The organism is Streptomyces sp. NPDC093018 (assembly GCF_040684035.1).
GTDB lineage: Bacteria > Actinomycetota > Actinomycetes > Streptomycetales > Streptomycetaceae > Streptomyces > Streptomyces murinus.
Map to the genome: position 1 here is coordinate 90423 of NZ_JBFBFF010000015.1, position 11820 is coordinate 102242.

Sequence of the window (11820 nt, forward strand, 5' to 3'; positions counted from 1 at the left end):
GCGGCAAAAGGCTGTCGCCGTTGGCAAAGCGCACAGGCGGTCCGAGGGGGCTTTTCGGCAAGGAAGACTCAAATCGGCTCCAACACTCGACAGCCCTGCTGCATTCGCGTCGGCGAAGGCGTCCACTGGTCGAAGGGACCCCGATCAGGGGTGCTCGTCCAGCGGAAACGAGGAGCTGGCATGAGTGAGATCGCAGGGCAGACCGGCCTCCGCGGTACGGCCACAGCCGTTGTTCACGAGTCGTATTCATTCGCCTGCATGCGCTGCGGGCACGGCTGGGAGCAGTCGTACGAGATAGAGCACCACACGGACGCCGACGGGCAGCAGTACGTGCGGTACGTGGCCGACGGGCACGTCGTGCCGTCGCCGCTGCGCAGCCCCAGCTGCCAGAACTGCGATGGCCACGTGCTGCGGATCATGCGCGCCGGACAGGTGTCGTCGGTACGGGGCACGGGCGCCGGGCGTGGCGCGCCGCTCGCCGGGCCGGTGGAGGTGCCGCAGGTGCCGGTCGCCGGTGAGGGCGCGGGGCCCGCGGCCGGGACGCCGCACCACTGGCATCTGTCGGACCTGCTGCACCCCTTCCAGCGCAAGGCGGGCTGAGCCCCCCCGGGCCTCGGGCGCCGGGCCCACCGGCCCCGGGTGACGGAGCCCGGGGCCGTGTCCCTTTCGTAGGATCGGGACATGCCTTCGAACGCCGGCCAGAACGGCTCCCCGGGCGACAAGAACGCGGCACCGCCGCCGCCCGCACCCCTGCGGGTGCCCGTCGCCGACTCCCACACCCACCTCGACATGCAGTCCGGCACCGTCGAGGAGGGCCTGGCGAAGGCCGCTTCGGTCGGGGTCACCACGGTCGTCCAGGTCGGCTGCGACATCGAGGGCTCCCGGTGGGCGGCGGAGACGGCGCGGACGTACGAGAACGTGCACGCCGCCGTCGCCCTGCACCCCAATGAGGCCCCGCGCATCGTCCACGGCGATCCCGACGGCTGGTCCCGCAAGGGGGCCAGGGAGCCGGGCGGGCAGGCCGGGCTGGACGAGGCGCTCGCCGAGATCGACCGGCTCGCCGCGCTGCCCCACGTCAGGGGCGTCGGCGAGACCGGCCTCGACTACTTCCGCACGGGCCCCGAGGGCAAGGAGGCCCAGGAGCGGTCCTTCCGCGCGCACATCGAGATCGCCAAGCGGCGCGGCAAGGCGCTCGTCATCCACGACCGCGAGGCGCACGCCGATGTGCTGCGCGTGCTCAAGGAGGAGGGCGCCCCCGAGCGCACCGTCTTCCACTGCTACTCCGGCGACGCCGAGATGGCGGAGATCTGCGCCCGCGAGGGCTACTTCATGTCCTTCGCGGGCAACGTCACCTTCAAGAACGCCCAGAATCTGCGCGACGCCCTCGCCGTCGCCCCGCTGGAACTGGTCCTCGTGGAGACCGACGCGCCCTTCCTCACCCCGGCGCCGTACCGCGGACGGCCCAACGCGCCGTACCTCGTTCCGGTCACCGTGCGCGCCATGGCCGCCGTACGCGGCATCGACGAAGACGCGCTGGCGACGGCCCTGAACACCAACACGGCCCGCGCCTTCGACTACCCGGCGTAGCCCCTCTTTCGTCGCGTTCCGTAGTCGCGTCGCTTTGGAGAGTGACCGAGGCTCCGCTAGGTTCTGCCCCCGATCCGGACCTTTCGGCCCCTGTGGAGCGTGTCGGCGTGAGCGGTAAACGGCGGTTGGAGACCTGCGCGTCGTCGGAGCGGCGCGGTGGCCGGCGTGCGCGCCGGCGCGGGGCGCGGGCGGCCGAACGGCCGGACTCCGTGGTGCGCCGGCTGCTGCCGCAGGCGCTGGTGGTGGCCTTCCTGGCCGGCGGCACCACCGCCTTCGTCGCGCAGGACCGGGCGATCCGGCTCGATGTCGACGGCCGGCCGCGGGCGCTGCACACCTTCGCCGACGACGTGCACGCGCTGCTCGCCGAGGAGGGCGTCCAGGTGGGCGAGCACGACCTGGTCGCGCCCGGCCCCGACACCCCGCTCGCGGGCGGCGACGCGATCGCGGTGCGCCACGGCCGTCCCGTGCGGCTCACCCTGGACGGCCGGCCGCACCAGGTGTGGACGACGGCGCGGACCGTGGACGGGGCGCTGCGGGAGCTGGGGGTGCGCGCGGAGGGCGCGTATCTGTCGGCCTCGCGCTCCCAGAGCATCGGCCGCGCCGGGCTCGCGCTCGATGTGCGCACCGAGCGGGCGGTCACGGTCATGGCCGACGGGCGGGCCCGCACCATCCGCACCAACGCGGCGACGGCCGGGGAGGCCGTCGAGGAGGCCGGGATCACCCTGGGCGCCGACGACACGCTCTCCGTCCCGGCCGACAGCTTCCCGCGCGACGGGCAGACCATCACCGTGCTGCGGGTGACCGGGGGGCGGGAGGTCCGCGAGGAGGAGATCCCGTTCCACACCGAGCGGACGTACGACCCCACGCTGCTCAAGGGCACCGAGGTCGTCGCCAGCCCCGGGCGCCCCGGGCTGCGGCGGATCACCTATCTGCTGCGCACGGTCAACGGGGTGCGCCAGGAGCCGCGCCGGGAGGGCACGGAAGTGGTGCGCAGGCCGCGGCGGCAGGTGGTGAAGGTCGGCACGAAGGCGGCGCCGCGCTCGGCCGCCGGGGTCGACGCGCTGAACTGGCACGGGCTCGCGGTGTGCGAGTCCGGCGGCGATCCGCACGCGGTGGACGCCTCGGGGACGTACGGGGGTCTGTATCAGTTCGACGCGCACACCTGGCACACGCTCGGGGGCACGGGGCTGCCCCAGGACGCCTCGGAGTCGGAGCAGACGTACCGGGCGAAGAAGCTGTACGCGCGGCGGGGCGAGAGCCCCTGGCCGCACTGCGGGGAGCGGCTGCACGGGTAGGTCCGGGGGCGCTTGTCAGGGGCGCCCACCGGCGCCCCGTACCCTTGTCCCGTGAGTAGCCCCGCCCCCGACGCCCTCCTCGGCCCCGCCGACATCCGCGAGCTCGCGACCGCGCTCGGTGTCCGCCCCACCAAGCAGCGCGGCCAGAACTTCGTGATCGACGCGAACACGGTCCGCCGTATCGTCCGCACCGCCGAGGTCCGCCCCGACGACACCGTCGTGGAGGTCGGTCCCGGGCTCGGCTCGCTCACCCTCGCGCTGCTGGAGGTCGCCGACCGCGTCACCGCCGTGGAGATCGACGACGTTCTCGCCGCCGCCCTCCCCGCGACCGTCGCCGCCCGGATGCCCGCCCGCGCCGACCGCTTCGCGCTGGTCCACTCCGACGCGATGGACGTCACCGAGCTGCCGGGCCCCGCCCCGACCGCGCTGGTCGCGAACCTGCCGTACAACGTCGCCGTCCCCGTGCTGCTGCACATGCTCGCCACCTTCCCGAGCATCGAGCGCACCCTGGTGATGGTGCAGGCCGAGGTCGCCGACCGCCTCGCCGCCGCACCCGGCTCGAAGGTGTACGGCGTCCCGTCCGTGAAGGCCAACTGGTACGCCGAGGTCAAGCGGGCCGGCGCCATCGGCCGCAATGTCTTCTGGCCCGCGCCGAACGTCGACAGCGGGCTCGTCTCCCTGGTGCGGCGCACCGAGCCGATCGCGACGACGGCCACGAAGCGGCAGGTCTTCGCGGTGGTGGACGCGGCCTTCGCGCAGCGCCGCAAGACCCTGCGGGCCGCGCTCGCCGGGTGGGCCGGTTCCGCGGCCGCCGCCGAGGCCGCCCTGGTCGCCGCCGGGATCTCCCCGCAGGCCCGCGGCGAGTCGCTGACGGTCGAGGAGTTCGCCCGCATCGCCGAGCACGCCCAGACCGGCGTCTGACGCCGGCCGCCCGCACAGCCCAAGGAGCGCAGTGAGCGTCACGGTCCGCGTCCCCGCCAAGGTCAACGTCCAGCTCGCGGTGGGCGCCGCCCGCCCCGACGGGTTCCACGACCTCGCCAATGTCTTCCTCGCCGTCGGCCTGTACGACGAGGTCACGGTCACCCCCGCCGACGAACTGCGCGTCACCTGCGCGGGCCCGGACGCCGCCCAGGTCCCCCTGGACCGCACCAACCTCGCCGCCCGCGCCGCCCTCGCGCTCGCCGCGCGCCGCGGCATCGAGCCGAACGTGCACCTCCACATCGACAAGGACATCCCCGTCGCCGGCGGCATGGCGGGCGGCAGCGCGGACGGCGCGGGCGCGCTGCTCGCCTGCGACCGGCTGTGGGGCACGGGCGCGTCACGGGCCGAACTCCTCGCGATCTGCGCCGAGTTGGGCAGCGATGTGCCGTTCAGCCTGGTCGGCGGTGCCGCGCTGGGCGTCGGCCGCGGGGAGCGGCTGACCAGCCTCGATGTCGGCGGTACGTTCCACTGGGTGTTCGCGATGGCCGAGCGCGGGCTGTCCACGCCGGCGGTCTTCCGCGAGTTCGACCGACTGGCCGAGGGCCGGGAGATCCCGGAGCCGGTGGCCTCGCAGGACTTGCTGGACGCCCTGGCCAAGGGCGACGCCGACGCGCTGGCGGCCGCCGTCACCAACGACCTCCAGCCGCCCGCCCTGTCCCTGTTCCCGCAGCTTGCGGCCACCCTGGCGGCGGGCCGCGCCGCGGGCGCCCTCGCCTCCCTGGTCTCCGGCTCGGGCCCGACGACGGCCTTCCTCACCCGGGACGCCGAGACGGCCCAGAAGGTCGCCGAAGCACTCTCCGCCTCCGGCACCTGCCGCACGGTACGGACGGCGGCGGGACCGGTGGCGGGGGCGACGGTTCTCTGAGCGGGGTCAGTACCGGTCGAAGGTGGTCAGGTCGATGTCGATGCCGTAGGGGACGGTGATCTTGACGTGGTCGTGGTAGATGCCGGTCAGGGCGTACGTGCCGGTGGCCTTGCCGAGTTCGTAGACCTGGACGACGGGGTGGTCGTCCTCGCCTGCCATGTCGACCAGCCAGAAGTTGGGGATACCTGCCGCGGCGTACTTGCGCGGCTTGGTGTCGCGGTCGCGGGACTCGGAGTCGGGTGAGACGACTTCGATGACGAGCAGGACGTCGGCCGCCTCGTAACGTGTCTGGTCATGGCTGGTAAGCGCGTCGGCGCGGGCCACGAAGACGTCCGGTTCCGGAGCGTTGCGCCGATCCAGTACCACTGTCATCTCAGCCGCCACCCTGAAATCGGGCGGCAGTGTGCTGCGCAGTCCGTTCGCCAGCAAATGGATCATGGCGAAGTGGAAATGGCGCTGCGGGCTCACGAAAACCAGGCTCCCGTCGATCAACTCGGTGTGCGGCGGGAGATCCGGCAGTGTGAACAGGTCATCCACGGTGTAGCCGTCGTGCGGCGGCACCGGCCAGTGGATCCGGTGCTCTGCGGACTCGGCGGTCATGGTTCCTCCCATGGACGGGATCCTGCTGCCTGCCCTCTACGGTAGCGGCCCGTTCCCGATCACGTCATCACAAAGAGTGACCATCCCCTCGCGCGTCACCCCCCACCCCCGAGGCCCTACGCTAGAAGGCTGACCCACGCGGCGGAGCCGCATGTCGATACCGCCCCGCGAGCAGGAGTGAAATGGCCGTCAACCTGGTCAATGTCGAGAACGTCAGCAAGGTGTACGGCACCCGTGCCCTGCTGGACGGCGTCTCGCTCGGTGTGTCGGAAGGGGACAGGATCGGGGTCGTCGGCCGCAACGGTGACGGGAAGACCACCCTGATCCGGATGCTGGCCAAGCTGGAGGACGCCGACACCGGCCGCGTCACCCACTCCGGCGGGCTGCGCCTCGGCGTGCTCACCCAGCACGACTCGCTCGACCCCGCCGCCACCGTCCGCCATGAGGTGATCGGCGACATGGCGGACCACGAGTGGGCGGGCAACGCCAAGGTCAGGGACGTACTGACCGGCCTGTTCGGCGGCCTGGACCTGCCGGGCTTCCCCAAGGGGCTCGACACGGTCATCGGCCCGCTGTCCGGTGGCGAGCGGCGCCGGATCGCGCTGGCCAAGCTGCTGATCGAGGAGCAGGACCTGCTCGTCCTGGACGAGCCCACCAACCACCTCGACGTCGAGGGCATCTCCTGGCTCGCCCGGCACCTCCAGAACCGCCGTTCGGCGCTCGTCTGCGTGACCCACGACCGCTGGTTCCTCGACCAGGTCTGCACCCGCATGTGGGACGTGCAGCGCGGTGATGTGTACGAGTACGAGGGCGGCTACTCCGACTACGTCTTCTCGCGTGCCGAACGCGAGCGCATCGCCGCCACCGAAGAGGCCAAGCGGCAGAACCTGATCCGCAAGGAGCTGGCCTGGCTGCGCCGCGGCGCGCCCGCCCGTACCTCCAAGCCCCGCTTCCGGGTGGAGGCCGCCAACGAGCTGATCGCGGACGTGCCGCCGCCCCGCGACAGCAGCGAGCTGATGAAGTTCGCCTCCTCCCGGCTCGGCAAGACCGTCTTCGACCTGGAGGACGTCACCGTCCAGGCCGGCCCGAAGGTGCTGCTCAAGCACGTCACCTGGCAGCTCGGCCCCGGCGACCGGATCGGCCTGGTCGGTGTGAACGGCGCGGGCAAGACCTCGCTGCTGCGCGCCATGGCCGAGGCCGCCCGCACCGAGGGCGAGACGCAGCCGGCCGGCGGCCGGGTCGCCGTCGGCCGGACGGTCAAGCTCGCCTACCTCTCCCAGGAGGTCGCCGAACTCGACCCCGCCTGCCGGGTCCTGGAGGCCGTGCAGCAGGTGCGCGAGCGCGTCGACCTCGGCAAGGGGCGCGAGATGACCGCGGGCCAGCTCTGCGAGACCTTCGGGTTCACCAAGGAGAAGCAGTGGACGCCGGTCGGCGACCTCTCCGGCGGTGAGCGCCGCCGTCTTCAGCTGCTGCGGCTGCTGATGGACGAGCCCAACGTCCTCTTCCTGGACGAGCCCACCAACGACCTCGACATCGAGACCCTCACCCAGCTGGAGGACGTCCTCGACGGCTGGCCCGGCTCGATGATCGTCATCTCCCACGACCGGTTCTTCGTGGAGCGCACCACGGACCGGGTGTTCGCCCTGCTCGGCGACGGCGCGCTGCGGATGCTGCCGCGCGGCATCGACGAGTACCTGGAGCGGCGCCTGCGCATGGAGGAGGCCGTCGCCGAGCGCAACGCCGCCGCGGCCCCCAAGCCGGCCACGCAGGAGAAGAGCGCCGCCGACCAGCGCGCCGCCAAGAAGGAACTCCAGAAGATCGAGCGGCAGTTGGACAAGGTCTCCGAGAAGGAGACCAAGCTGCACGCCCAGATCGCGGACAACGCGACGGACTTCGCGAAGGTGGCCGAACTGGACGCCCAGCTGCGGGAGCTGGCCGGCGAGCGCGAGGAGCTGGAGCTGCGCTGGCTGGAACTGGCGGAGGACGCGTAGCACTTCGCCGCCGCGAATCAGCCAGTGCGGCGAACGGCCCCTTCCCGGCGCACGACGGGTCGCGCGTGCGCCGCGTGAAGGGGGCGTGAAGGCGCGTAACGGAGGCATCACGGGCCGGTTCTCCCTTGGGAACAGGGCGGATCCGGCCCGCTGTGCTGTCCGTACCGGGTGATAGAAAGAGCCGTCTGAAAACTGTCTCCACAACGACCTTGGGTCCGTCAAGAACCTCAGGGCGTGGCTAAAAATCAGTGAACGAGGGGGAAGAGCGCTGATGACTCAGCCGCCCGACCAGTCGCCCAGCGGCGACTTCGGAGCACCGCAGGACCCGAGAGATCCCAGAGACCCCCGGGACCCGAGAGACTCGGGGAATCCGGGAAGTCCGGGAAGTCCGGGAAGTCCGGGAAGTCCGGGGAATCCGGGGAATCAGCCGCCGGTCCCGGCCCAGCCGCCGACGGCTCCCGCCGCCCCGGCCCAGCCGCCCGCCGCGCCCGCGACCCCGGTCGCCCCGCCGCCGACGGTCCTCTCCAAGCCGTCCGCGACCCCGGTCCCGCCCGCGCCCCAGGCCCAGCCCGGCCCGCCGCCGCAGCCGGGGCAGCCGCCCCAGCCCCCGCAGCAGCCGGCACCCGGCTACGGCTACCCGCAGCAGCCCGGCCCCTACGGTGCCCCCACGGCACCCGGAACCCCTGGCGCCCCCGGCCCCTACGGCACCCCTACGGCCCCCGGTCCTTACGGAGCCCCCGCGGCCCCCGGGGCCCCCGCCCCCTACGGCGCCCCCGGAGCCCCCGCCCCCTACGGCTACCCGCAGCAGTCCCAGCAGCCGGGCCCCTACGGGCAGCAGCCCCAGCCCGGTTACGGCTTCCCGCCGCAGCCGCCGTACCCCGGTGCCCCCGGCACCGCCCCCGGCGGACCCTTCCCGCCCCAGGGCGGCGGCAGCAAGAAGAAGACGGCGCTGATCGTGGGCGCCGCGGCGGCCGCGCTGCTCGTCATAGCCGGCACCGTCTACGCCGTCACCAGCGGCGGCGACGGCAAGAAGAAGCCCGTGGCCGAGCAGAGCGGCAGCGGCGCGCCGACCTCGTCCGGCGCCCCCTCGGCCTCCTCGTCCGCCACCGGCGGCGACGACCCCGAGGACCTCAACAAGGGCCGCGCGTCCGGCGAGGCGAAGGTGCTCTGGTACAAGTCGGCACCGGACGCCCCCGGCTCGGGCGCCGACGCCCCCGGCATGTGGGTCGCCGGGAACACCGTGGTGAAGGCGGCGTACAAGCAGGTCTTCGCCTACGACACCGGCAACGGCTCCTCCCCCTGGGGACCCGTCGCCTTCCCGCAGAAGATCTGCGCGGTCACCCCGCAGAAGTCGGACGACGGCAAGGTCGTCGTGGCGTACATGAACGGCGCGGGCGACAACGCCAAGTGCAACCAGCTCACCCAGCTCGACCTCGCCACCGGCAAGAAGGGCTGGAGTGCCCAGGTCGCCGACGGCGGGCTGTTCGACAGCGCGCTCAACGTCGAACTGAGCGTGGCGGGCAGCACGTTGATGGTGGGCCGCTCCGAGTCGGGCACCGCCTACGACATCGACAGCGGCAAGAAGCTGTACGACAAGAAGCGCTACGGCAACGCCTGCTTCCCCGCCGGGTACGCGGGCGGCGCCGGCCGGCTCGTCCAGGTGGCGTCCTGCGCGGCCTCGACCAGCACCGAGCACGACGAGCTCCAGGAACTCGACCCGGCCACCGGCAAGGTGAAGTGGACCCAGCCCCTCAAGAAGGGCTGGCAGGTCAGCCGGGTGTACTCGATGAACCCGCTGGTGGTCTATCTGACCAACGAGGACAAGAAGACGTGGAACATCTCCACCTTCACCTCGGACGGCAAGTTCCGCTCGCAGGTCAAGGTGGACGAGAAGTTCTCCCCGAGCTGCGGCTGGGCGATCCTGGAGCGCGACCTCCAGGGCTGCCAGGGCGTCGCGGCCGACGCCGACACGCTCTACCTGCCCACGTCCGCGACCTCCAGCGCCAACGAGATCGTCGCGATCAGCCTCTCCACCGGCACCGCGAAGTGGCGGGTCAAGTCCCCGGCGGACGAGCCGATGGCACCGATGAAGACCGAGGGCGGCAAGCTCATCGCGTATGTGCAGCCGTCGTACGACGCGGGCGGCCAGGTGGTCTCGATCCCGACCGCCGGCTCCACCCACACCCCGGTGAAGCTGCTCCAGAACCCGCAGGGCACCGCGCAGATCGAGGACACCTTCTACAACGGCGTCATCGACTGGGCCGACGGGCGCTTCATCATCTCGGCCGGCCGGCTGAACGGCAGCGACCAGTCGAAGGAGAAGCTGATCATGGCCTTCGGCAACTGAGCCCGGCCCGCTTCCCGCCTTCTCCCGTTCCGTCCGCCGTCCGGCCTTCCGAGTGTCACCGAGGTACCCGAGCCATGACCCAGCCGCCCCCGCCCCCGCCGAACCAGCCCCCGCAGCAGGGGGGTTTCGGCCCGCCGACCCCGCCGCAGCCGGCCCCGCCCACCGGGCCGCACTCGCTGGACAAGCAGCCCCCCGCGGGCCCGCCGGCCCCGCAGAGCGCCCCGACCCCGCCGCCCCCGCAGGGCGCCCCGGGCCAGCAGCCCCCGCCCCCGCCCCAGCAGACCCCGCCGCCCGGCCCCCCGCAGCAGCCGGCGCCCGGCTACGGCTACCCCCAGCAGCCGGGCCCCGGTTACGGCTACCCGCAGCCGACGCCCCCGGCCCCGCCGGCCGGCTACGGCTATCCCGCCGCGCCCCCGAACCCGTACGGCCAGCAACCCCCCGCCCCCTACGGGGCGCCGCAGCAGAACCCGTACGCCATGCCCACCCAGCCCATGCAGCAGTCCGGGCAGCCGGGCTACGGCTATCCGGGCCAGCCCCCGACCATGCCGATGCAGCAGCAGGGCGGCGGCGCCGGTGGCGGGCGGAACAACACCGCGCTGTACATCGTCATCGCGGCGGTCGTCGTGATCGCGCTGATCGTCGTCGGCGGCATCTGGTACGCGGGCTCCGGTGACGGCGGCACCAAGCAGGACACCGCGTCCTCCGGCGGCGGCAACGGCGGCGGCCAGGACAAGGGTTCCGGCGGTTCGACCGGCGGCAAGGAGAAGGTGCCGGCGAACCCGGCGGCCAAGGTCCTCTTCCAGGTCCCCTCGCCCTCCGTCAAGGACACGGTGAGCACCTCCGGCTCCTGGCTGACCGACAAGGTGTACGCCAAGACCGGCGTGGACGAGATCGTCGGCTACGACCCGGTCAAGGGCACCCAGCTGTGGACGGTCAAGCTGCCCGGCCCGGTCTGCGCGGCCAGCCGGCACATCACCGCCGACGACAAGACCGCGATCACGTACCAGCCGACGAACAAGAAGTACCAGGGCTGCTCCGACATCGCGGCGATCGACCTCGACGCGGGCAAGAAGCTGTGGACGAAGACCGTCAACGTCGGTGACTACCCGGTCAATTACCAGAACGTGACCGTCTCCCAGTACACCGTCGCGCTCGGCGACAGCAACGGCGGCGCGGCCTTCGACATCGACTCCGGCAAGCCGCTGTGGCAGCCGAAGCCGGGCGAGGACTGCTACGACTCGGGCTACGGCGGCGGCGCCAAGCTGGTCGCGGTGCGCAGCTGCGGCGACTCGGACAACACCCAGCTGTCCATCCAGACCATCGACCCGACATCGGGCAAGGTCCTCTCCGAGTACAAGATGGACCCGGGCATCGAGTACGCCTCGGTCGTCTCCACCGATCCGCTGGTGGTGGCCGCCGACGTCGGCGACAGCGCGGGCGACGGCAGCGGCATCTCGGACTACTTCTCCATCGACAACAAGACCGGCAAGCTGCTCGCCCGGATCTCCGCGCCCGGCAAGACCTACGGCGGCCGCTGCGACGGCATCACCCGGATCGAGGACTGCCACGAGGTCGTCGTCGGCGGCGGCAAGCTGTTCGTGCCGACCGAGGAGCACGACGGCAGCGGCACCTCCTACAGCACCACCAACGAGGTCGTCGCCTTCGACCTGGCCACCGGCAAGCCCACCGGCCAGCGCGCCGAGGCCGGGGACGGCTATCTGCTGTCGCCGCTGCGCATGGACGGCGACAACCTGATCGCCTACAAGAAGCCGCCGTACGACAAGGGCGGCCAGATCGTCAGCATCGACGGCTCCACCTTCAAGGAGACCAAGCTCCTGGAGAACCCCTCCACGGAGAGCGTCCGGCGCGCCGAGGGCAGCATGCTGCCGGACTACGCGGAGATCCTCTTCGCGAACGGCCGGCTGTACATGTCCGACGTCTTCGTCGACAAGGCGGACCCGAACGACGACAAGTCGTATCTGGTGCTGGCCTTCGGCACGGACGGCTGACCGCCGCCACACAATCACCCGAACGGGTGACTTGGTCAGCAGTGCCCCGGATGTCATCGGTCCGGGGCACTTCTGCTGTCCAGGGGCAGCGCGGCGTCGAACAAGCGTGTAGCTTCCGGGGGCATGCAAAGGGGCGGGGTGCCGG

At 72.3% G+C, this 11820-nt stretch carries 9 protein-coding genes; 8 read left to right on the plus strand and 1 reads right to left on the minus strand.

What is annotated here, in order from left to right; translation table 11 throughout:
• The first annotated feature begins 180 nt into the window (after positions 1-180).
• From AB0N90_RS28375 to AB0N90_RS28395, 5 genes are all read left to right on the plus strand, one after another.
• Positions 181-600 (plus strand): hypothetical protein, encoded by a 420-nt coding sequence (locus AB0N90_RS28375; RefSeq protein ID WP_365201393.1) that lies wholly within the window; start codon positions 181-183, stop codon positions 598-600.
• 81 nt (positions 601-681) lie between these two features.
• Positions 682-1587, plus strand: coding sequence for a TatD family hydrolase (locus AB0N90_RS28380; protein ID WP_361673971.1), 906 nt, complete (start codon positions 682-684; stop codon positions 1585-1587).
• Between the two features lie 107 nt (positions 1588-1694).
• Positions 1695-2882: a ubiquitin-like domain-containing protein gene (locus AB0N90_RS28385; protein ID WP_361673969.1), complete on the plus strand. Its 1188-nt coding sequence runs from the start codon at positions 1695-1697 to the stop codon at positions 2880-2882.
• Positions 2883-2933: 51 nt separating this feature from the next.
• Entirely contained in the window at positions 2934-3803 is an 870-nt protein-coding gene (gene rsmA, locus AB0N90_RS28390; RefSeq protein ID WP_365201396.1) for a 16S rRNA (adenine(1518)-N(6)/adenine(1519)-N(6))-dimethyltransferase RsmA, read from the plus strand.
• A 31-nt stretch (positions 3804-3834) separates the two neighbouring features.
• Complete coding sequence (locus tag AB0N90_RS28395; protein WP_365201397.1) at positions 3835-4728, plus strand: 4-(cytidine 5'-diphospho)-2-C-methyl-D-erythritol kinase; 894 nt, start codon at positions 3835-3837, stop codon at positions 4726-4728.
• Between the two features lie 6 nt (positions 4729-4734).
• Here AB0N90_RS28395 and AB0N90_RS28400 read toward each other — a convergent pair whose 3' ends face one another.
• Positions 4735-5340, minus strand: a complete 606-nt coding sequence (locus tag AB0N90_RS28400) for a Uma2 family endonuclease (RefSeq protein WP_365201399.1) — start codon at positions 5338-5340, stop codon at positions 4735-4737.
• 170 nt (positions 5341-5510) lie between these two features.
• Between AB0N90_RS28400 and AB0N90_RS28405 the strand changes: the two genes are divergently transcribed.
• From AB0N90_RS28405 to AB0N90_RS28415, 3 genes are all read left to right on the plus strand, one after another.
• A complete protein-coding gene (locus tag AB0N90_RS28405; protein ID WP_361673961.1) occupies positions 5511-7319 on the plus strand; it encodes an ABC-F family ATP-binding cassette domain-containing protein in 1809 nt (602 codons plus the stop codon).
• Positions 7320-7590: 271 nt separating this feature from the next.
• Positions 7591-9666: a PQQ-binding-like beta-propeller repeat protein gene (locus AB0N90_RS28410; RefSeq protein WP_365201402.1), complete on the plus strand. Its 2076-nt coding sequence runs from the start codon at positions 7591-7593 to the stop codon at positions 9664-9666.
• Between the two features lie 74 nt (positions 9667-9740).
• Positions 9741-11675 carry a PQQ-binding-like beta-propeller repeat protein gene (locus AB0N90_RS28415; protein ID WP_365201404.1) on the plus strand — a complete coding sequence of 645 codons (1935 nt, stop codon included), beginning with the start codon at positions 9741-9743 and terminating at the stop codon, positions 11673-11675.
• Positions 11676-11820 lie beyond the last annotated feature (145 nt).